Here is a 21876-nt window from a genome sequence, read left to right on the forward strand (position 1 = left end):
CTTCGATGCCCAAGATCGAATCTACTGGGTCCCGTGGTGCCGCCGTGACCAGTTCCGTACCCGCCGTTATGTCGACAAGGCAACTTGGCGTGAAGCATTCGATCACGAAGCGTTCCACTCGCGGGCCGTGCAGGGAAGTACGCCTCCCGCCCATGGCCCGTCCCGATGGGCGGGATTGGCGAACGGAAAGAGTCTCGTGCCTGGTCGCGAGGGGGTTGGCGAACGATTTCGCCAAGGGTTCGGTAGGAGCGAGAAGTTGGCCGAAAAGAGATGGATGGGGCTGTGTGAAGTGCTCAATCTCCAGAAGCGCGCACGGGAAACGTTTATGAGCCCCCGTGCATTGATGAGCCGCTGCGTGACCCCGTATGCGCCCCCGTGCGCCGGGGCGCGCCATGCTCGCCGGGGCGCGTCGCCCGGCGGCCCGCGGGGCCGGATTCGTTCAGCCGGTTGGTCGGCCGGGCGGTCGGGTGGACGGACGGGCCGGGAAGCCGCCCGCATCCGGCCGCGGCGCGGATCTTGGAGCGCGCCCCCGCCCGGGGCGTCGGGCGGTGGCTCCTGGAGCGGTAAGGACCACCCGTGGCGCCCCCGGTCCCGCGCGGTACGGCTCGGCACCGCCCGGCGGCGTGCGCGCCCTGGGGGACCCGCGCGCCACGCCGGCGCCCGCGACGGGAGCCCGCAGCCCGCCTTCCCCCCGGCCCGCGTCGCCGCCCCGTGCACGTCACCGGCCGTGACTGCCTACGGTCACCGCCCACGGGCGCGTCACCCACCGTGACCGCGTACAGCCACCACGCCGGGGCCCTGCGCGCACGGTCGCCTCCCCGCACGCGCCCGCACGGCCCCGCGCAGGCGGCCGAGGGCGTCCCGTGGCCGGATGTACTCGCCATCGAGCATTGCGCTGCGCCGTCCGCTCGTGCATGCTCCCTGGAACGCCGCGCGCGAGCGCCGCGTGTGGGACGCCAAAGCCTGGGCATGAGAGGAGTGTCGCCGTACCCTTGGGGTAAGGGCCTGGGAAAGATGATTCCCGGACAGAGCTTCGCCCGTTGCCCGCCCGTCGTCGCCATCGTCGTTCCTTCCCAAGAGGACCTCCTTCGCCGAGACATCCATGGCCGGTCACGAAATCCCTGAACCCGCTGACCGCAAGCAGGTAGCCGACCCCTTGGCGGAACTGCTGGCGGAGGAACAGCCGAGCACGTCCTGCGATCCGGCCTTCCGCCACGGAGTGGTGGTCGGGTTCGACGGCTCCACTTCGAGCGAGCGAGCGCTCGCGTACGCCATCGGAATGGCCAGCCGGATCAGTTCCGGCCTGATCATCGTCCACGTGGCCAACAGACTCCCGACGACCGTGTGGGCGGGCTGCGAGCCCCCCGTCTTCGTCGACGTGCCCGACCACCGCACCGAGGTGCTCGGACTCGAACTCGCCTGCGCCGACCACCTCTCCGAGGTGCCCTGGATCCTGGTGGAGCGCGGCGGGGACATCTGCCACGAGCTGGAGGAGGTCGGCCAGGAGTACTCGGCCGACGCCATCGTCGTGGGGTCGACGCACGGGATCGTCGGGCGCATCTTCGGCTCCGTCGCGGGCCGGCTCGCGCGCCGCGCGCGCCGTCCGGTGGTCGTCATCCCGTGATCCGCCGGCGTGGTCGTCATCCCGTGAGCCGCTGACGCCTGTCGTGGTGGTCGGCGCCGCCCCGTGCAGCATCCCGCCCGCCCCACCTGCCCCATGGGTATGACGCGCCGTCAACACTCTCGCGGTGAAAGTGAATCTACTCACGCGTAGGGGTGCGCCGTGCCCCGGTGAAGGGTACACAACGGTCGCGGGCCGGTCGGTGGGGAAGCGCGGCGCCGACCCCGGTGCGCCGGACGGGCCGCGAGGAGCCGTGAAGGGCCACGGGCCGGTGTCCAGGGCAGGCACCGGCCCCTTCCGAGGGGCGCGGCGCCCGGTGCCAACGGGTGGCACTCACCGGGCGCCGCGCCCCCAACCCCCCAGCTGCCAGGCCCGGCCGTCGTTCGGGCGTTGGACTATTCGACGGTGACGGACTTCGCCAGGTTGCGCGGCTTGTCGATGTCGCGGCCCAGCGCGAGCGCCGTGTGGTAGGCGAGCAGCTGGAGCGGGATGCCCAGCAGGATCGGGTCGAGCTCGGTCTCGTTCTTCGGCACGACGATCGTGTGGTCGGCCTTGGGCTGGTCGCGGTGGGCCACGGCGAGGATGCGCCCGTCGCGGGCCTTGATCTCCTCCAGGGCCGCGCGGTTCTTCTCCAGCAGGTCGTCGTCGGGCACGATCGCGACCGTCGGCATCGCGGGCTCGATCAGCGCCAGCGGGCCGTGCTTGAGCTCCGACGCCGGGTAGGCCTCGGCGTGGATGTACGAGACCTCCTTGAGCTTCAGGGACGCCTCGCGCGCCACCGGGTAGCCGCGCACCCGGCCGATGAACATCATCGACTTCGCGTTCGCGTATGACGACGCGAGTTCCTCGATGTCGCCCTCGGCTGCCAGGATCTCCTCGATCTGCCCCGGCAGCCGCCGCAGGCCCTCGATGATCCGCCGCCCGTCGGCGACCGAGAGGTCCCTGATCCGGCCGAGGTGCAGCGCGAGCAGCGCGAAGGCGACCACGGTGTTGGTGAAGCACTTCGTGGACACCACGCACACCTCGGGTCCCGCGTGCACGTACACGCCGCCGTCCGTCTCGCGGGCGATCGCCGAGCCGACCACGTTGACCACGCCGAGCACCCGCGCGCCCTTGCGCTTGAGTTCCTGCACGGCCGCCAGCACGTCGTACGTCTCGCCGGACTGCGACACGGCCACGTACAGCGTGTCAGGGTCGACCACCGGGTTGCGGTAGCGGAACTCGGAGGCGGGCTCCGCGTCCGCAGGGATGCGGGCGATCTCCTCGATCATCTGCGCGCCGATCATGCCCGCGTGGTACGAGGTCCCGCAGCCGAGGATCTTGATCCGCCGTACGCCGCGCGCCTCGCGCGCGTCCAGGTTGAGGCCGCCGAGGTGCACCGTGGAGAACCGGTCGTCGATCCGGCCGCGCAGGACCCGGTCCACGGCCTCCGCCTGCTCGGAGATCTCCTTGTGCATGTAGGTGTCGTGGCCGCCCATGTCGTACGACTCGGCCTCCCACTCCACGTGGGTGGGGGTCGCCGAGGTCAGCGAGCCCTCGGTCGTGTAGGTGCGGAAGTCGTCGGCCTTGAGCGTGGCCATCTCGCCGTCGTCCAGCGTGACGACCTGCCGGGTGTGCGAGACGAGGGCGGCCACGTCGGAGGCGACGAACATCTCCTTCTCGCCGATGCCGAGCACCACGGGGGAGCCGTTGCGCGCGACCACGATCCGGTCGGGGAAGTCGGCGTGCAGGACGGCGATCCCGTACGTGCCCTCGATGAGCTGGAGGGCCTGGCGGACCTTCTCCTCCAGGGTGGGCGCCTGCGAGCGCGCCACCAGGTGGGTGAGGACCTCCGTGTCCGTCTCCGACTGGAAGACGACGCCGTCCGCCTCCAGTTTGACCCGCAGCTCGGCGGCGTTGTCGATGATTCCGTTGTGGACGACGGCGACCCGGCCCTCGGCGTCGAGGTGCGGGTGCGCGTTCTCGTCGCTGGGGGAGCCGTGCGTGGCCCAGCGGGTGTGCGCGATGCCGGTGGTGCCCGCGAAGCGCTTGGGGATCCTGGCCTCCAGGTCGCGCACCCGGCCCTTGGCCTTCACCGCCCGCAGCGCCGCGGGCCGCCCCGCGGCCGGCTTGCCGGTGATCACGACCCCGGCGGAGTCGTACCCCCGGTACTCCAGCCGCTGCAGCCCTTCGAGCAGCAGCGGAGCGACGTCCCGCTTGCCGATGTAACCCACGATTCCGCACATGTCAGGCTCTGCCCCTCCTGGTATCGGGTGTGCCCGTACCGTCCGCGCGGCGCCGCCCGCCGCGCCCGCGTGTCAGCCGTAGACGATGCGGCGCAGCTGTCGCAGCGAGAGCCGCGGCGGCGCCACCGCGCGGTGCGGCAGCTCGGCCGCGATCCGCTCGAAGATCACCGAGTTCACCGCGCCGCCCGCCTGGAGCTCCCGGTGACGGCGGCGTACGAACTCCTCCGTCGTCTCGTCGAAGTACGCCAGCACGTCGAGCACCACCCGGGCGGCCTCACCGCGCCGCAGCGCGGTCGAGCCGACCAGGTGGTCGATGAGGTCGTCGTACGACGCGCGGCGATCGAGCACGCGTTGATATTGCCGATAATCGGGGAGCTGAGCAACATTTCTGCCCGGAATCGGGCAGGGAACCGCGCATTCGGGGGTGTATGGGGCCGGTTTGCCGGCCGGGGCGGGTTCCCTGCCGGGGCGGGCGGGAGCGGCCGCAGGGGGGCGCGGGAAGGGGGCCGCCCCCGCCGAAGGACGCGACGGCAGGGGCGGGGTCGGGGGCGGCGGCGTCAGCCGGCCGCCAGCGGGTTGCGGAGCGTGCCCACGAGCTGGAGCGCCCCTGACGGGTCCTGGAGGTCCACCATCTGCTCGTTGTCGCGGAGCTGGAGCCGGTTCAGGCAGGACAGCGCGAACTCGCCCGCGAACATGTCGTACCGCTTGAACCGCTCGGCCAGCTCGGGCGCCGCACTCTGGTACACCCGGACGCAGTCGGCGACCGTGCTCCAGAACTCGCCCTCCTCCAGCACGCCTTCGGTGACGAGGGCGGGGGAGAGGAACCGCAGGAAGCAGTCGAGCACGTCGGTGAAGACCGACAGCAGCCGCATCTCCTCGGGCACGTCGGCCCGGATGCGCTCGACCTCCGGCGGCAGCGGGGTGTCCGGCTCCATCACCGCGATCTCCTCGGCGATGTCCTTGAACACCGTCCGCTTCACCACACCGTCCTCGATGACGAGGATGACGTTCTCGCCGTGCGGCATGAACACCAGGCCGTACCGGTAGAAGCAGTGCAGCACCGGCACGAGGTACGCGTCCAGGTAGCGGCGCAGCCACTCGGCGGGGGCGAGCCCCGACTCGGCGGCCAGCGCGGCGGCCAGCGACTTCCCCTCCCGGTCGGTGTGCAGCAGCGACGCCATGGTGGCGAGCCGCTCGCCGCCGGTCAGCGAGGGCACCGGGCTCTCCCGCCACAGTGCCGCGAGCATCTTGCGGTACGGGGAGCCCTTGGCGGTCGCCGCCTCGAACGCCCGGTGGCGGTAGCCGACGGCCGCGCGCTCCCTGATGATCGAGAAGCGGGCCGCACGCAGCACGCCGTCCTGCTCGACCAGGCCGGCGAGCCAGTCGTTGATGGCGGGCGTGGCCTCCATGTACGCGGCGGAGAGGCCGCGCATGAAGCCCATGTTGAGCACGGAGAGCGCCGTCTTCACGTAGTGCCGGTCCGGGCGGCTGGTGTTGAAGAACGTACGGATGGACTGCTGGGCCAGATACCGGTCGTCGCCCTCGCCGAGCAGGACGAGGCGCCGCGCGGCCACCTCGGCGGCGAAGGTCACGGACAGCTTGTTCCACCACTGCCAGGGGTGTACGGGCAGCAGCAGGTAGTCGCCGGGTTCGAGGCCCTGTCCGCGCAGCACCGCGGAGAAGCGGTCGCGCTGCGCGTCGTCCAACTCGGCGCGCATCAGCGTGTCGTGGTCGAGGCCCGCGCCCGCGGTGAAGGTGGCGTGGTCGCGGTGCGCGGCCAGCCACACCAGCCGCACCTCGGACGCGGCCTCCGGCGCGAAGGCCCGGTACTCGTGCACGCCGAAGCCGAGCCGGCCGTTGTTGGCGACGAAGCAGGGGTGCCCCTCCGTCATGCCGGTCTCGATGTCCTGGAAGGCGGCGGACGCCAACTCGGCTGCCGTGGCGGGTTTCTTGGCGAGCTTGAAGGCGGTGCCCGCGAGGGTCGCGGAGATCTCCTCCAGATACACCGGGAGCACCGCGTCGGACAGCGCCAGAGCGCCGCGCAGCTCGGTGACGAACTCCAGGGCGTCCAGCGGAAGTTCATGCCCGTCCCGGTGGCGGGTCACGGAGCCCGCGGCCACCTGCCAGTGGTCGAGGGCGAACCGCTCCGCGCTGAAGCGGTACTCGGTCGCGCCGTCGTCGCTCAGCACGCGGTACGCGCCGTCGCCGAGGTGCTCGGGGGTCAGCAGGCGCTCGTGCGAGAACTCGGCGAGCGCCTTGCGTATCAGCGCGCGGTTCGCCTCGGCCCACAGCCCGGGTGTGAGATGGGCGACGGCGTCTGCGGCGTCCGCGGGGTAGGGGTGGGTCATCGCGCACCGCCCCCGGTGGCCGCGGTGAAGTCCGCGCGGGTGCAGACGCTCAGCAGCGCCTCTTTCTCCGGCTTGGCGAGCTTCTCCACCACCCGGAAACCGACCGCCTCGTTGAGCGCGTGCACGGCCGTGTTGCGCACGTCCGGCTCGACGACCACGCGCCGCACCGCCGGGTCGGAGAAGAGGAACTCCATCACCGTCGTGAGCACGGCGCGGGTGAAGCCGTGCAGTGGCCGCGCGGGCTCCGGATCCACCAGGAAGTGCATGCCGGTGTCTCCGGGCTCCGCCGCGTAGAGGCCCTTCAGCTCGACGTGCGCGGGGTCGTACCGCTCGATCAGGAACGCCGGGACGCCGTTGTGCAGCCCGAGGTACGCGTCGTGGTGGTCGGCTGCGGCTATCGCCATGTAGGCCCGCTCCACGTCGGTCAGTGAGTCGCCCTGCATCAGCCAGAACGACGCTTTCGGATGGGTGACCCAGCGGTGCAGCAGCGCGGCGTCCGTCAGCGGGTCGACCCCGCGCACGGCGAACGCGCCGAGGCGCGGGTCGGTGCGGGTGAAGTGCGCCGCGTAGGCGCTGAGCTGCCGGCCCCGCGCTGGGCCAGGTACGGGGTCGGTCATGCGATCGTCCCTTCAGGCGCGGCGAACTCCTGGAACGCGATGGCCTTCTCCACCGGGTAGGGGGAGCGGCCGAGGAGCTCGCCGATGATGTACGCGTTGCGGTAGGGGCCCATGCCCAGGTCGGGCGAGGTGACGCTGTGGGTGTGCGCCCCGCCGTTCTGGAGGAAGATGCCCCGACCTGTGGTGTCGACGGAGTAGTTGCGGGCGACGTCGAAGCGCCCGTGCCCGTCGAGCCTGAGCCGGTCGGCGACCGGCGCGAGGAACTCCGGTGTGCGGTAGCGGTAGCCGGTCGCGAGGACAAGCCCCTGGGTGGCGAGCGAGAAGTCCCGGCCCTGCTCCTCCTGGCGCAGGCCGAGCGTGTACGTGCCGCCCGGTGGCGCGCCCGGCTCGTAACGGGCCGAGTGCAGCGCGGTGTTGGCCATCAGCCGGGTGGGGACTTGGCCTCCCAGGTTCTTCTGGTAGAGCAGGTCGAAGATCTGGTTGATCAGCTCCGCGTCGATCCCCTTGAACAGGGGTTTCTGTTCCCTCTCCAGCCGGTAGCGGGTGTCCTCGGGCAGCGCGTGGAAGTAGTCCACGTACTCCGGCGAGGTCATCTCCAGGGTCAGCTTGGTGTATTCGAGGGGGAAGAACCGGGGCGAGCGTGTCACCCAGTTCAGCCAGTAACGGTGGGTGTCGATCTCCGAGAGGAGGTCGTGGTAGATCTCCGCCGCGCTCTGCCCGCTGCCGACGATCGTGATGGACTCCTTCGCCTGGAGGGCCGCTTTCGCTTCCAGATAGCGGGAGTTGTGGATGAGATCGCCGCCGAGGCCGGCGCAGCACTCCGGCACGTACGGCGGGGTGCCGGTGCCGAGGACGAGGTGCCGGGCGCGGTAGGTCTCGCCGCGGTCGGTGTGCACGCTGTAGACCTCGTCGGCCTCCTCGTACGTCACGGCGGTGACGGTGCGGCCGAACCGCACGGAGGACAGCTTCCCCGCCGCCCAGCGGCAGTAGTCGTTGTACTCGGTGCGCAGCGGGTAGAAGTTCTCGCGGATGTAGAACGAGTAGAGCCTGCCCGCCTCCTTCAGGTAGTTGAGGAAGGAGTACGGCGACGTCGGGTCCGCGAGGGTGACCAGGTCGGAGAGGAACGGCGTCTGGAGGTGCGCGCCATCGAGGAACATCCCCGCGTGCCACTCGAAGTCCGGCTTGCTCTCCAGGAACACGCCGTCGAGCTCGGTGAGCGGCTCGGCGAGGCAGGCGAGGCCCAGGTTGAACGGGCCGAGTCCGATGCCCACGACGTCGTGGACCCGGGCGACCGCGGTGTCAGGATGCGCGGGCAAGGCGTCCCCCGTTCTCCGTCGCGATGTGCCGCTCGGCGTGGTCCGCGATCAGGTCGAGGACGGCGGCGATGTCGGAGACGGTGGTCTCCGGGTTGAGCAGGGTGAACTTCAGGTGCTGGCGGCCGTCCACGACCGTGCCCGCGACGACCGCGTCACCGGAGGCGAACAGCGCCTTGCGGGCGTAGAGGTTGGCCCGGTCGATCTGGGCGGGCGAGGTGATGTCCCGGGGAATGTAGCGGAACACCAGGGTGGAGAGCCGGGGCCTGACCACCACGTCGTAGCGCGGGTCCGCGGCGAGCAGCCGCCAGCCGTCGGCGGCGAGGCCGCACACCTCGTCGAACAGCCGGCCCACGCCGTCGGCGCCCATCACGCGCAGCGTCATCCACAGTTTCAGCGCGTCGAAGCGGCGCGTGGTCTGGAGGGACTTGTCGACCTGGTTGGGGATGCGCTCGGTGAGCGCGCGGCGCGGGTTGAGGTAGTCCGCGTGGTAGGTGGCGTGCCGCAGCGTCGCCCCGTCGCGCACCAGCAGGGCGGACGAACTCACCGGCTGGAAGAAGGACTTGTGGTAGTCGACGGTCACCGAGTCGGCCCGCTCGATGCCGTCGAGGCGGTCCCTGCGGGTGGGGGAGACCAGCAGGCCGCAGCCGTAGGCGGCGTCCACGTGCAGCCAGGTGCCGAAGCGCTCGCACACCGCGGCGACCTCGGACAGCGGGTCGATGGAGCCGAAGTCGGTGGTGCCGGCGGTCGCGACGACGGCCATCGGCACGTCGCCCTCGGCGAGGCAGCCCTCCACCGCGGCGGCGAGGGCGGCGGGCCGCATGCGCCGGTCGCGGTCGACGGGCACGGGCACGACGGCGTCGGCGGGGAGCCCGAGGAGCGTCGCCGACTTCTGCACGGAGAAGTGGGCGCAGTCGGAGGCGAAGACGCGCAGCCGCCGGCGGCCGTGGGTGTCCTCGGCGACCTTGGCCTCCTCGCGGGCGAGCAGCAGCGCCTGGAGGTTGGACTGGGTGCCGCCGCTGGTGAACACGCCGTCCGCGCAGGGCCCGAGGCCGATCCTGGCGGCCGTCCAGTCGATCAGCCGCCGCTCGATGAGGGTGCCGCCCGCGCTCTGGTCCCAGGTGTCGAGAGAGGAGTTGACGGCGGAGAGCACGGCCTCGCCCACCAGCGCGGGTATCACCACGGGGCAGTTGAGGTGCGCGAGGTAGCGCGGGTGGTGGAAGTAGACGGCGTCCCGCAGGTAGACGCGCTCCAGCTCGTCGAGGGCCGAGTCGTTGTCACCGAGGGGACGGTCCAGGTCGATGGCGTCGATCTCGGGGCGGAGTGCGTCAGGGGTCACACCGGAGAAGGGCGATCGCACCGACGCGAGGCGCGCGGCCACCCGCCCGACCCCGTCGGCCACGGAGCGCCGGTAGCGCTCCGCGGTGGTGTCGTTGAGCAGGTGAGAACGCATAGGGGGTCCTTCCGGGCGGGGGGTGGGATACGGAAGTCGACGCACGCACACGGGTCCGTGCGCGTAAAGCAAGGTTAGCCTAACCTAACTTGTCGACTCGGCCGGGGCGCCGGGGCCCCGGTGGGCGTCGGCGGGCGCGGGTGCCTGGCCCTGGAGGCACGCGGGCGCCGGCGGCGCGGCGTGGTCCGTACACGCGTACACGACGGGCCCCGTACGGGGAACCCGTCCGGGCGCGTGCGGCCAGGCCGCTCCGGGCGGGAGCGCCCCCACGGCCAGGCGGCGCGGGGCGCCGTACGGCGCCGTACGGGGCGGCCCGGTCGGCCCGGTCGGCCACGCCGCGTGCGCCACGGAGTCCGCGCGCCGGACCGTGGGGGCGCCGGGTGGCGAAGGGTACGGCCGGTCCCGGGCGCGCGGGGAGAGGTGATCCGCCCCCGTGCGGGACGTGAAACGGCGCCGCGCTCGCCCGGCGGTCTGCGGGCGGTGCCACCCTCGGCGGCCCGGCCCACGGGCGGCGCGGAGCCGCAGTGGCTTCGCGGCCCGATGCCTCCTGCCGCGGGCGCGCCGTGCGCCCCGCCCGGCCCGGGTACGCGTGGCGCGGGCCGGGCGGGGCGTGGGCGGTGATCAACAGGTGGAACGGGCAGCACGGGGGACGCGGGCAGGGCGCGACCCGGGCGCGCGGATGGCGCGACCCGGGCGCGCGGATGGCGCGACCCGGGCGCGCCGGGTCAGGTGCGGGACGCGGCCTTCGTGAGCAGTTCGGCGCGTGTCTGCTCCTCGGTCACGCCCTGCCGCCAGTAACCGACGAACGTCACATCGGACTTGGCCATGCCCCGCTCCCGTACGAGCATCCTGCGCAGCGACGTGACCGCGGTCGACTCTCCGCAGAGCCAGGCGTACGGCCGGGTGCCGCGGCGGGCCGCGCTCCGCATCGCCGCGAGCGCGCGGGCCCCGCGCGCCGCGTCCGGGGCGTCCTCCGCGACCTGCCAGGCGATCCGCGCGTCCGCCGCGGTCTGCAGCGGCCTGCGGTCCGCGGTGCGCGGCACGTCGATCCACACGTCGGCCGCGATGCCCGCGGGCAGCGCCGCCAGGATCGCCTCGGCCGCGGGCAGCGCGGTCTCGTCCGCCCAGACCAGCACCGAGTCGGCGGACCGTGGCAGCCGGAACCGGACCGCCGCGTTGTCCGCGACCCGGGGGCCGAGCACGACGACGCGCTGCCCCGGCACCGCGGTCGCGGCCCAGCGCGAGGCCGGGCCGAGGTCGCCGTGGAGGACGAAGTCCACGTCGATCTCGTCGGGCCCGCGCCGCAGCGCGCGCAGGGTGTACGAGCGCATCACCGCCCGCTCGTCCTCGTCGATCTCCCGCCAGGCCGCCCACCAGCCGTCGCCGTGCTCCCTCGGCAGCACCGGCCGCTGCTGTCCCGGCCTCGGCAGGAACAGCGACAGGCTCTGGTCGAGGCCGAGCGACTCGAAGTGCGCGAGGTCCGCGCCGGTGAACGTCACCCGGAGCGTCGAGGGCCCGACGCGGCGGGTCCGTTCGACGGTCAGGTCGAAGAAGCGGTACGGGCTCGGGGCCAGCGCCGTCGCCATGTCAGCTCACCTTCTTCGCCTTCTCGATGGCCTGCGCGAGGGCGTCCAGGACGGGCGCGCACTGCGCGTACGAGTACACGGGCTCCGTGACCCGGGGGACGACCTGCCCCGCCTTCACCGCGGGCAGCTGCTTCCAGGTCGGCTTGCCGGCCAGCGCGGACGGCTGGAGCGCGGAGGAGCGGTTGTCCATCATGATGATGTCGGCGTGGTACTTGCCGACGTTCTCCCAGCTCAGACTCTCGAAGAAGCCCTGCTTGTCCACCTTCGGGGTCACGAACCGCACACCGAGCTGCTGGAAGTACGCGGTGTCGGCCGAGGTCTTCGCGAGCGACACGTAGAACAGGTCCTGGCTGGCCGAGCCGACGAGCACGGTGATCTCCGGGCGGGCCCTCGCCGCGGCCCGCAGCCGCGCCGCCGCCTTCTCGAAGGCCGCCTTCGCGTCCGTGACCTTTTTTGCCTTCAGGTCCGCGCCGAGCGACGCGGCGAGGTCCTCGTGGCGCTGGATCGCCTTCGGCATGGTCGTCTGCGACGCCTCAAGGGCGACCACCGGCGCGAGCTTGGTGATCTCGGCCTTGGACTTGTCCGGCACGTACCACAGCTCGCCCTTCTGCCACTGCTCGGTGGCGAGCAGGTCGGGGCTGAGCGCCGCGTACTTCTCGACGTTGAACTCGCCGTAGACGTTGCCGATGATCGTGACCTTGTCCACGTCGAGGTCGCCGGCCTGGACGTCGGGGGAGCCGTCCTTCTTCTTCGTCGGCCCGAAGACGCCCTTGCACTCGATGCCGTAGTCGTGGAGCGCGGCGGCCGTCCCGATGAACGCCACGACGTTGCGGGGCGTGCGGTCCGCCTTCGCGACGACGCCCCGGTCGTCCTTGAAGGACCAGGGGCCCGCCTTCGGCGATGCGCCGTCGCTCGCGCTGTCCGCGCCGCCGCTGCTTTTCCCGCCGCCGCAGGCGGCCAGAGCCGCGCCGAGGCCCAGGGCGCCGCCGGCGGCGAGCAGCCCGCGGCGGCCCACGGAGGAGGCGGTACGGATGTCGGGCATGGCGATGTCCCGCTTTCTTCGCGCCGCCCCGGACCGCAACGGGGCCCGGAGCCGGCTGGTGAGCATGTCCAGATAGGTAAGCCTAACCTCATACGCCCGCCATCCCGCCCGAGGGCCCCCTCCCTCCTCGGGGCGAGGCCGACGAGCGTGCGGCGCGCCCCACCCGTCACGTTGGGCGCGCGCGAGTGGGGCGCCGGTCACCGCGGCGTCTCGGCGGTGGACCTCGTCGCCGCCACCGTGGCCCACCACGGCCTGACCGTCCTCCACGACGACGCCGACTACCGCGCGATCGCCCGTCAGGCACCCGGCCTGGCCGAGCGCAAGTGCGCGACACCGCCTGACGGAGCCCCGTCGTCCCGGCGTCCGCCGGCCTCAGCCGGGGAAGCCCAGCTCTCTGGCGATGAGCATGCGCTGGACCTCGCTCGTGCCCTCACCGATCTCCAGGATCTTGGCGTCGCGCCACATCCTGGCCACGGGGAACTCGTTCATGAAGCCGTAGCCGCCGTGGATCTGGGTCGCGTCGCGGGCGTTGTCGACGGCGATGGTGGACGAGTGGAGCTTCGCCATCGCCGCCTCCTTCTTGAAGGGCGCGCCCCGCAGCAGGCGGGAGGCGGCGTCCCGCCAGCCGAGGCGGGAGAGGTACGCCCGCGTCTCCATGTCCGCCAGCTTGAACTGGATGGCCTGGTTGTCGCCGATCGCCCGGCCGAAGGCGCGCCGCTCGCGCGCGTACCGCACGGACTCGTCCACACAGCCCTGGGCGAGGCCCGTGGCCAGCGCGGCGATCGCGATCCTGCCCTCGTCGAGGATGCGCAGGAACTGCGCGTAGCCGCGGCCCTCCTCGCCGAGGAGGTTCGCCGCGGGGACCCGTACGTCCGAGAAGGACAGCTCCCGGGTGTCCGAGGCGTTCCACCCGACCTTTGAGTACGGCGGCGCCACCGTGAAGCCCGGCGTGCCCGCGGGGACGATGATCGCCGAGATGCGGGGCCTGCCGTCGTCCGTGCGGCCGGTGACCGCGGTGACCGTCACCAGGCCCGTGATGTCCGTGCCCGAGTTGGTGATGAAGCACTTGGTGCCGTTGATGACCCACTCGTCGCCGTCGCGCACCGCCGTGGTGCGCGTGCCGCCCGCGTCCGAGCCGCCCTCCGGCTCGGTGAGGCCGAACGCGCCCAGCATCTCGCCCGCGCACAGTCGCGGCAGCCACTCCCGCTTCTGCTCCTGTGTGCCGAAGCGGAAGACCGGCATCGCGCCCAGCGAGATGCCCGCCTCCAGGGTGATCGCCACCGACGAGTCGACCCGCGCCAGCTCCTCCAAGGCGAGGCACAGCGCCAGGTAGTCGCCGCCCATCCCGCCGTACTCCTCCGGGAACGGCAGCCCGAACAGGCCCATGCGGCCCATCTCACGGACGATCTCGTAGGGGAACTCGTGCCGCTCGTAGAAGTCGCCGATCTTCGGGGCGACCACGTCATGGGCGAACTCCTCGAGCGTGCGCCGGAGTTCCTCGTGCTCGTCGGAGAGGGTGTGGTCCAGGGACATCGTGTGCGTCACCCCTTGTGGGTCAGGGCCCGTACGGTACGGGAGGGACTTGGCCGGCCGAGCCGGTCGGCCATCCAGGTGCTGGTGGCGACCAGCCGGCCGAGGTCCACGCCGGTCTCGACGCCGAGGCCGCGCAGCATCCAGACGAGGTCCTCGGTGGCGAGGTTGCCGGTGGCGCTCTTGGCGAACGGGCAGCCGCCGAGGCCGCCCGCCGACGCGTCGACGGTGGTCACGCCGTGCTGGAGCGCCGCCAGGGTGTTGGCGAGCGCCTGGCCGTACGTGTCGTGGAAGTGCACCCCGAGCGCGTCGACCGGCACGCCCGCCCCGGCGAGCCCGGCGAGCAGGGCCCGCACATGGCCCGGGGTGGCGACGCCGATGGTGTCGCCGAGGGAGAGCTCGTCGCAGCCGAGGTCCCGCAGGGCCTTGGCCACCCGCACCACCCGTGGGACGGGCACGGGCCCCTCCCACGGGTCGCCGAAGCACATCGACAGATAGCCCCGCACCCGCAGCCCGCGCTCCTTCGCACGGGCCACCACCGGCGCGAACATCGCGAGCGACTCGTCCACCGTGCGGTTGAGGTTGGCCTTCGCGAACGACTCGGTGGCGCTGCCGAACACCGCGACGGAGCGCACCCCCAGGCCGAGCGCGCGGTCGAGGCCGCGCTCGTTGGGCACGAGGACCGGCAGCGCCACACCCCGGATGTCGTGGAGCATCGGGAACAGCTCCGCGGCGTCCGCGAGTTGGGGCACCCACTTCGGGTGCACGAAGCTGGTCGCCTCGACGGTGGTCAGGCCCGCGTCCGCGAGGCGGTGGACGAACTCGGCCTTGACCTCGACGGGGACGACCGCCGACTCGTTCTGCAGGCCGTCGCGCGCGCCGACCTCGTAGATCCGCACCCGGGGCGGCAGGCCCTCGGCGGGCACCGCCATCGGCAGCGCGTCCGGGCCGCCCGCCGCCTCCGGTGTCCGCTGCGCGTCGCTCATGAGCCCTCCTCGTCGGGTGTGACGACGGCGAGCACCTGGTCCATGGCGACCGTCGCGCCCGGCCGCACGTCAAGTTCGGTGACGGTGCCCGCGTACGGGGCGGAGACGACGTGCTCCATCTTCATCGCCTCGACCACCAGCAGGCTCTGGCCCGCCGTGACGGTGTCACCGGCCGCGACCTTGACGACGGTCACCGTCCCCGGCATCGGCGCGGTCAGCGAGCCGCCGCCGGCCGCCGCGGCGGAGCGCCCGGCCGCCACCGGGTCGTGGCGGCGGACCTCCCAGCCGTCGCCGTCCCGGCCGAGCCAGACGCCCTCCGGCGTGGTCAGGGCCGCGAAGCGGTGCACGGCCCCGCCGTATTCCACGCCGACATACGCCGCGCCCCCGCCGCCGGCTCCCGCGCCCCCGCCGCCGGCCCCGCCGCCTGTGCCTGCTCCCGTGCCTGCCCCTGTGCCTGCTCCCGTGCCTGTGCCTGTGCCCACCAGTCTTGCCGGGGCCGGGGCGGCCTCGCCGACCCGCGCCTCGCCGCCGCGCAGCAGCACCGTGACCGGCTCTCCGCCCGGCACCCGCAGCGGGTACGGCACCCAGGCGGGCGTACCGCCCAGCCGCCAGCCGTCGCCCGCGGAGAACGGGTCACGCCACCCGGAGGCGCCCTGTGCCGAGTCCTGCCCCGCGCCGCCGCCGTGTGCCGCGCGCAGCAGCAGTGCCGCCGCCGCGTACACCTCGGGCGGCACCCCCTCGGGCAGCAGCCCCTCGGCCTCCGCCTCGACCAGGCCCGTGTCCAGGTCGCCCGCGACCACCCTGGGGTGGTCGAGCAGGCGCCGCAGGAACCCCGCGTTGGTCGTGACGCCCAGCGTCACCGTCTCCGCGAGCGCACCGCGCAGCCTGCGGACCGCCGTCGCCCGGTCGGGGCCGTACGCGACGACCTTGGCCAGCATCGGGTCGTACGCGCTCCCGACCTCCGTGCCCACGCTGAGGCCCGAGTCCGTGCGCACGCCAGGGCCCGCGGGCTCGCGCAGCGCGAGCACCGAGCCGCCGGCGGGCAGGAAGCCGCGCGCCGGGTCCTCCGCGCACAGCCGCGCCTCGATCGCGTGCCCGGTCAGCGCCACGTCCTCCTGCGCGAACGGCAGCGGCTCGCCCGCCGCGACCCGCAGCTGGAGCTCCACCAGGTCGAGCCCGGTGACGTACTCGGTGACCGGGTGCTCCACCTGGAGGCGGGTGTTCATCTCCATGAAGGAGTACGAGGACGGGTCGGCGGCCGGCACGATGAACTCGACGGTGCCCGCGCCCACATAGCCGCAGGACCTCGCCGCCGCGACCGCCGCCTCGCCCATCGCCGCCCGGACCGCCTCGTCAAGCAGGACCGAGGGCGCCTCCTCGATCACCTTCTGGTGGCGCCGCTGGAGCGAGCACTCGCGCTCCCCGAGGTGCACGACGCGGCCGTACGCATCGGCCATCACCTGGATCTCGATGTGGCGAGGCCGCTCCACCCACCGCTCCACGAGCAGGGTGTCGTCGCCGAAGGACGCGCGGGCCTCCCGGCGGGCCGCCGCGATCTCCTCGCCGAGCGCCGCCTCTTCGCGCACGAGACGCATGCCCTTGCCGCCGCCGCCCGCGGACGGCTTGAGCAGCACCGGCACACCGATCTTCCGCGCGGCGGCGTCGAGTTCGGCGTCAGACAGGCCGCTGCCCGAGGATCCGGGGACCACCGGCACGCCCGCGGCGGCCACTGTCTCCTTCGCCCGGATCTTGTCGCCCATCAGCTCGATCGCGGACGCGGGCGGCCCGATGAAGACCAGGCCCGCGTCCGCGCAGGCCGCGGCGAAGCCGGCGTTCTCCGCGAGGAAGCCGTATCCGGGGTGCACGGCGTCCGCGCCCGTGCGGCGGGCCGCGTCGAGCAGCCGCTCCACCGAGAGATAGCTCTCGGCCGCGGCCGCGGGCCCGATCCTGACGGCCGTGTCCGCCTCGCGCACATGGCGCGCGTCCGCGTCCGCGTCGCTGAACACCGCGACGGAGCGCAGCCCCATCGCCCGCAGCGTGCGGATCACCCGGACGGCGATCTCGCCCCTGTTGGCGACCAGGACACTGTCGAACATCGTCACTCCCGACTCCTCACATCCTGAAGACGCCGTAACCCGGCTCGCCCAGCGGCGCGTTGGCGCAGGCCGTCAGCGCGAGGCCGACCACCCTGCGGGTGTCCAGCGGGTCGATCACACCGTCGTCCCACAGCCGCGCCGTCGCGTAGTAGGCGTTGCCCTGTCGCTCGTACTGCTCGCGGATCGGGGCCCTGAACGCCTCCTCGTCCGCCGCGGGCCACTCCTCGCCACGGCCCTCCAACTGGTCGCGCTTGACCGTCGCGAGGACCGCGGCGGCCTGCTCGCCGCCCATCACGGAGATCTTCGCGTTGGGCCACATCCACAGGAAACGCGGCGAGTACGCCCGCCCGCACATCGAGTAGTTGCCCGCGCCGTACGAACCGCCCACCACCACCGTCAGCTTGGGCACCCGGGCGCAGGCCACCGCCGTGACCATCTTCGCGCCGTGCTTGGCGATGCCGCCCGCCTCGTAGTCCTTGCCGACCATGAAGCCCGAGACGTTCTGGAGGAACAGCAGGGGGATGCCGCGCTGGTCGCACAGCTCGATGAAGTGCGCGCCCTTCTGCGCCGACTCGGAGAAGAGGATGCCGTTGTTCGCGACGACGCCCACCGGGTGGCCGTGGACGCGGGCGAAGCCCGTCACCAGCGTCGTGCCGAACTCGGCCTTGAACTCGGCGAACCGCGAGCCGTCCACCACCCGCGCGATCACCTCCCGCACGTCGTACGGGGTGCGGGGATCGACGGGCACCATGCCGTAGAGACCGCGCGAGTCGGCCTTCGGCTCCTCGACCGGCTCGACCGACCAGGGCAGCGGGCCGCGCTCCGGCAGCGTCGAGACGATCGTGCGCACGATGCGCAGCGCGTGCGCGTCGTCCTCCGCGAGGTGGTCCGTCACACCCGAGACCCGCGAGTGGACCTCGCCGCCGCCCAGCTCCTCCGCCGTGACGACCTCGCCCGTGGCCGCCTTCACCAGCGGCGGGCCGCCGAGGAAGATCGTGCCCTGGCCGCGCACGATCACCGCCTCGTCGCTCATCGCCGGCACGTACGCGCCGCCCGCCGTGCAGGACCCCAGGACCGCGGCGATCTGCGGGATGCCCGCGGCCGACATCCGCGCCTGGTGGTAGAAGATGCGGCCGAAGTGGTCGCGGTCGGGGAAGACCTCGTCCTGCATCGGCAGGAAGGCGCCGCCCGAGTCGACCAGATACAGGCACGGCAGGCGGTTCTCCAGGGCCACCTCCTGCGCGCGCAGGTGCTTCTTGACCGTCATCGGGTAGTACGTACCGCCCTTGACCGTCGCGTCATTGGCGATGATCATCGCCTCCCGGCCGGAGACCCGGCCGATCCCGGCGATCACGCCCGCCGCGGGGGCGTCCCCGCCGTACATCCCCTCGGCGGCGAGCGGCGCGAGTTCGAGGAAGGGGGAGCCGGGGTCGAGCAGGGTGTCCACCCGCTCGCGCGGCAGCAGCTTGCCGCGGGCCGTGTGCCGCTCGCGGGCTCGCTCGCCGCCGCCCCGGGCGGCCGCGGCGAGGCGCCCGCGCAGCTCCTCGGCCAGCGCCTCGTGGGCCGCCTCATTCACCCGCCAGCTCTCGGCGGAGGGATCGGCGGCGCTCGCCAGCACCGGTGCCTGTCGCATCTGCGGGACCCCCTGCACGGTCGGTTAATGAGCGTTAACCCGCTCTCCTCAGGTTAACGACCGCTAACACCTCTGTCTAGAATGAATCGATGACGACCAGGACGGCGGCACCGACCCGCAGGGAGCAGATCCTCAGGCACGCGGCCCGCCTCTTCGCGGAGCGCGGGTTCCACGGCGTGGGGGTGGACGAGATAGGCGCCGCGGTCGGCATCAGCGGGCCGGGCCTCTACCGGCACTTCGCCGGCAAGGACGCGATGCTCGCCGAGCTGCTTGTGGGCATCAGCCACCGCCTCCTCGACGGTGGCAGGCAGCGCGCCGCGTCCGCGGCGGCCGGCGGCCCGGCGGCGGTGCTCGCCTCGCTGATCGAGGGGCACATCGACTTCGCGCTCGACGACCGGCCGCTGATCACGTTGCACGACCGCGAGCTCGACCGGCTGCGCGACACCGACCGCAGGCTGGTGCGCCAGTTGCAGCGGCAGTACGTGGAGCTGTGGGTCGGCGTCGTGCGGGAGCTGTACGGGCGGGTGCCCGAGGCGGAGGCGCGCGCGGCCGTGCACGCGGTGTTCGGGCTGCTGAACTCGACCCCGCACTTCAGCTCGTACCGGGGCGGCCTGCCGGACCGCGCCGGCACGGCGGAACTGCTGCGCAGGCTGGCGCACGGCGCCTTCGCGTCCCTCGCGCCGTGGCCCGCCCGCGCGGACGCGGCGCCCTCCGGGGCGTCGGGCGTCTACCCGGTGGACCGGGGGGAGCCGGTAAACCGGGGGGAGCCGGGGGAACCGGCGGGCCCGGTCGGTGGGACCGGTGGGACCGGTGGAACCGGAGGGACCGACCTGGCCGCCGGCGCCGGTGAGGAGGCCGGACGCGGCTGACCGGGGGCGGGGGGTCGTACCCCGGGTACGGAGCCGTGCCCCGCGTACGGACATACGGCCCCCGGACATCCGGGCGTCAGGCCCGGTCGAGCGCCGCGAGCTGCGCGGTCAGCGCCTCCACCGGCCTCCAGGTCGCGCCGAGCAGCGTGACGTGCTTCCAGTGCAGGGTCCCGTCCGGCGCGATCAGGAACACGGACCTGCGCAGCCCGACGCCGGGCGCCGCGATGCCGAAGGCCCGCGCGACGGCGCGGCCGGTGTCCGCGAGCAGCGGGAAGCGCAGCCCGTTGGCCCGCGCGAAGCCCTCATGACTGTGCACATCCTGCGGGCTGATGCCCCACACCCGCGCCCCCAGCTCGGTGAACTGTTCGAGCCCGCTGGAGTACGAGCACATCTGCCGGGTGCACACGGCGGTGTTGTCGCCCGGGTAGAAGGCGAGGACCAGCGGGTGCCCGCGCTCGGCGGAGAGCCGGTAGTCGCGGCGTACGAAAGTGTCGCCTTCGAGGACGCCGCCGGGGAGCGTGAAGTCGGCGACGGGACGGTGCAGGGCGGGGGACGCTGCCACGGATGCCTCCAGGGAACGCGGGATACGGCCCGCGGGACGTGCGGGCCCGCAGGCGGATACGTACGGGACGGTACGCGGCACTCAGCGGCGCGTCGGGTGCGGACCGGGGGAGCGGGTGCGAATCGGGGGACCGGGTGCGGACCGGGGGACGGGCGGCGGCCCGGCGCCGGGTGACGGCACAATGGGGCACATGCCGATACCCAGCCGCGCCGAGCTCGCCGGGCACCTCGTACGGACCCGCATCGCCGGGGACGTCGCGACGCCCCGCGACAACAACCTCTCCCACTACAGGAAACTCGCCAACGGCGACCGCCACTACTGGCTGGGCCTGGAGCTCGGCGACCGGTGGACGGACGAGCAGGACGTGCTCGCGGTGATGGCGGAGCGCTGCGGTGTCGTCGACGACCCGCAGTTCAGGTCCGGGCAGGACACCATCGACCCCGAGCTGACCATCGACGCCCTCGACCGGATGGCGGGCCGGCTGCGCAAGGCCGCGGAGGCGAAGGAGCGGGTGCTGTTCGCCACGGGCCACCCCGGCGGGCTGCTCGACGTGCACCGGCAGACGGCGGACGCGCTGCGCGCCGCGGGCTGCGAGATCGTCCGGATCCCGGAGGGCCTGGTCGCGGACGAGGGCCTGGTCGTCCAGTTCGCGGACGTGACGATGCTGGAGCGCGGGGCCACGCTCTGGCACACCCACTCGCCCGAGCCGATGCGGGCCGTGCTCGACGGCCTGGAGCGCGGGGGCAGGCCGCTGCCGGACCTCGTCGTCGCGGACCACGGCTGGGCCGGGTGCGCGGGCCAGCGCGGCCTCGACGCGATGGGGTACGCGGACTGCAACGACCCGGCGCTGTTCCTCGCGGAGGCCGAGGGCACGCTCCAGGTCACCATCCCGCTCGACGACCATGTGACGAGCCCGCGCCACTACGACCCGATGACGGCGTACCTGCTGCACGCCGCGGGCCTGTCCGCCACCTGACGCGCACGGCCCGCTGGGGGCGTGCGCGGGCCCGCAGAGCGTACGCCCGACACGCGGCGGCCCACGGGGGCGCGCGGCGCCTGTGCCCCGGCCGGATCAGCCGCGTGCGGCGCGCGGGCCGCAGGCCGCGTCAGCCGCGCGGGACCCGCATCACGCCCTCCTGGATCACCGAGATGGCGAGCCGCCCGTCCCGCGTCCAGATGCGGGCCTGGCCGAGGCCGCGCCCGCCGGACGACGACGGCGACTCCTGGTCGTACAGCAGCCACTCGTCGGCGCGGAACGGCCGGTGGAACCACATCGCGTGGTCCAGGCTCGCGCCGACGATGTCGCCGACCGCCCAGCCGCCGCGCCCGTGCGCCAGCAGGACCGAGTCGAGCAGCGTCATGTCGGAGGCGTACGTCGCGAGGCAGACGTGCAGCAGCGGGTCGTCCGCGAGCTTGCCGTAGGTGCGGAACCACACCTGGGAGCGCGCCTCGCGCACCTGGCCGACCGTGGCGAACGGCGGCTCCTGCACATACCGCAGGTCGATGGCGGAGCGGGTCTGGCGCAGCCGGTCGGCGACCTGGGGGCTGAGGTACTGCTCCGCGTAGCGCGCGAGCCGCTCGTCCCCCGAAGGCAGCGACTCGGGGTCGGGCGCGTCGGGCATCTCCGCCTGGTGGTCGAGTCCCTCCTCGTGCAGCTGGAAGGAGGCCGACAGGTGGAAGATCGGCTGCCCGTGCTGGACGGCCACCACCCGGCGCGTGGTGAAGGAGCGGCCGTCCCTGATGCGGTCCACGGTGTAGACGATGGGCACCCCGGGGTCGCCGGGCCGCAGGAAGTACGCGTGGAGCGAGTGCGCCCCGCGGTCGTCCGGCACCGTGCGGCCCGCGGCGACCAGGGCCTGGGCTGCGACCTGGCCGCCGAAGACGCGCGGCACGACGGCCGTGTGGCTGCGGCCCCGGAAGATGTCCTCCTCGATCCGCTCCAGGTCGAGCAGGCCGAGCAGGGTGTCGAGTTCGCTGTTCATGGCAGGAGTCTCG

16 protein-coding genes and 1 pseudogene are annotated in these 21876 nt (G+C 73.1%); 3 read left to right on the forward strand and 14 right to left on the reverse strand.

Annotated features, from left to right (window positions below; translation table 11 throughout):
* Positions 1–1102 precede the first annotated feature (1102 nt).
* On the forward strand, positions 1103–1624 hold the full coding sequence (locus ABEA77_RS09625; protein WP_345643962.1) for a universal stress protein: 522 nt from the start codon (positions 1103–1105) through the stop codon (positions 1622–1624).
* Between the two features lie 392 nt (positions 1625–2016).
* Here ABEA77_RS09625 and glmS read toward each other — a convergent pair whose 3' ends face one another.
* The 12 genes from glmS to ABEA77_RS09685 all read right to left on the reverse strand — a co-directional run bounded on the left by glmS (position 2017) and on the right by ABEA77_RS09685 (position 18450).
* Positions 2017–3846, reverse strand: coding sequence for a glutamine--fructose-6-phosphate transaminase (isomerizing) (glmS, locus tag ABEA77_RS09630; protein ID WP_345643965.1), 1830 nt, complete (start codon positions 3844–3846; stop codon positions 2017–2019).
* Between the two features lie 72 nt (positions 3847–3918).
* Positions 3919–4194 carry a hypothetical protein gene (locus tag ABEA77_RS09635; RefSeq protein ID WP_345643968.1) on the reverse strand — a complete coding sequence of 92 codons (276 nt, stop codon included), beginning with the start codon at positions 4192–4194 and terminating at the stop codon, positions 3919–3921.
* Between the two features lie 209 nt (positions 4195–4403).
* Positions 4404–6194, reverse strand: a complete 1791-nt coding sequence (locus ABEA77_RS09640) for an IucA/IucC family protein (protein ID WP_345643971.1) — start codon at positions 6192–6194, stop codon at positions 4404–4406.
* Complete coding sequence (locus ABEA77_RS09645) at positions 6191–6811, reverse strand: GNAT family N-acetyltransferase (RefSeq protein ID WP_345643974.1); 621 nt, start codon at positions 6809–6811, stop codon at positions 6191–6193. The genes ABEA77_RS09640 and ABEA77_RS09645 overlap by 4 nt, the downstream gene beginning before the upstream one ends.
* The gene (locus tag ABEA77_RS09650; RefSeq protein WP_345643977.1) at positions 6808–8127 is read right to left on the reverse strand and encodes a lysine N(6)-hydroxylase/L-ornithine N(5)-oxygenase family protein; all 1320 of its coding nucleotides are present in this window, start codon (positions 8125–8127) and stop codon (positions 6808–6810) included. The genes ABEA77_RS09645 and ABEA77_RS09650 overlap by 4 nt, the downstream gene beginning before the upstream one ends.
* Positions 8111–9577, reverse strand: coding sequence for a pyridoxal phosphate-dependent decarboxylase family protein (locus ABEA77_RS09655; RefSeq protein ID WP_345643980.1), 1467 nt, complete (start codon positions 9575–9577; stop codon positions 8111–8113). The genes ABEA77_RS09650 and ABEA77_RS09655 overlap by 17 nt, the downstream gene beginning before the upstream one ends.
* Before the next feature lie 725 nt (positions 9578–10302).
* Positions 10303–11163, reverse strand: a complete 861-nt coding sequence (locus tag ABEA77_RS09660) for a siderophore-interacting protein (protein ID WP_345643983.1) — start codon at positions 11161–11163, stop codon at positions 10303–10305.
* 1 nt (position 11164) lies between these two features.
* Positions 11165–12205 carry an ABC transporter substrate-binding protein gene (locus ABEA77_RS09665; protein WP_345643986.1) on the reverse strand — a complete coding sequence of 347 codons (1041 nt, stop codon included), beginning with the start codon at positions 12203–12205 and terminating at the stop codon, positions 11165–11167.
* Between the two features lie 372 nt (positions 12206–12577).
* Entirely contained in the window at positions 12578–13738 is a 1161-nt protein-coding gene (locus tag ABEA77_RS09670) for an acyl-CoA dehydrogenase family protein (protein WP_345643989.1), read from the reverse strand.
* Positions 13739–13746: 8 nt separating this feature from the next.
* Positions 13747–14721 (reverse strand): hydroxymethylglutaryl-CoA lyase, encoded by a 975-nt coding sequence (locus ABEA77_RS09675; RefSeq protein WP_345643992.1) that lies wholly within the window; start codon positions 14719–14721, stop codon positions 13747–13749.
* On the reverse strand, positions 14718–16817 hold the full coding sequence (locus tag ABEA77_RS09680; protein WP_345644219.1) for an acetyl/propionyl/methylcrotonyl-CoA carboxylase subunit alpha: 2100 nt from the start codon (positions 16815–16817) through the stop codon (positions 14718–14720). Before ABEA77_RS09680 ends, ABEA77_RS09675 begins: the two co-directional genes overlap by 4 nt.
* A 16-nt stretch (positions 16818–16833) precedes the next feature.
* Positions 16834–18450, reverse strand: a complete 1617-nt coding sequence (locus ABEA77_RS09685; protein WP_345643995.1) for a carboxyl transferase domain-containing protein — start codon at positions 18448–18450, stop codon at positions 16834–16836.
* Positions 18451–18539: 89 nt separating this feature from the next.
* Between ABEA77_RS09685 and ABEA77_RS09690 the strand changes: the two are divergent.
* Positions 18540–19130, forward strand: a pseudogene (locus tag ABEA77_RS09690) (SACE_7040 family transcriptional regulator); the annotation flags it as partial.
* Positions 19131–19395: 265 nt separating this feature from the next.
* On the opposite strand, the gene ABEA77_RS09695 reads toward ABEA77_RS09690, so the two are convergent.
* Positions 19396–19881: a peroxiredoxin gene (locus ABEA77_RS09695; RefSeq protein WP_345643998.1), complete on the reverse strand. Its 486-nt coding sequence runs from the start codon at positions 19879–19881 to the stop codon at positions 19396–19398.
* Positions 19882–20071: 190 nt separating this feature from the next.
* Here ABEA77_RS09695 and ABEA77_RS09700 point away from each other — a divergent pair, with 190 nt between their 5' ends.
* On the forward strand, positions 20072–20857 hold the full coding sequence (locus ABEA77_RS09700; RefSeq protein WP_345644001.1) for a phosphatase: 786 nt from the start codon (positions 20072–20074) through the stop codon (positions 20855–20857).
* A 130-nt stretch (positions 20858–20987) separates the two neighbouring features.
* On the opposite strand, the gene ABEA77_RS09705 is transcribed toward ABEA77_RS09700, so the two are convergent.
* Positions 20988–21863, reverse strand: coding sequence for an acyl-CoA thioesterase (locus tag ABEA77_RS09705; protein WP_345644004.1), 876 nt, complete (start codon positions 21861–21863; stop codon positions 20988–20990).
* Positions 21864–21876: the final 13 nt, after the last annotated feature.

Origin of the sequence: Streptomyces tremellae (genome assembly GCF_039540215.1) — a bacterium.
GTDB lineage: Bacteria > Actinomycetota > Actinomycetes > Streptomycetales > Streptomycetaceae > Streptomyces > Streptomyces tremellae.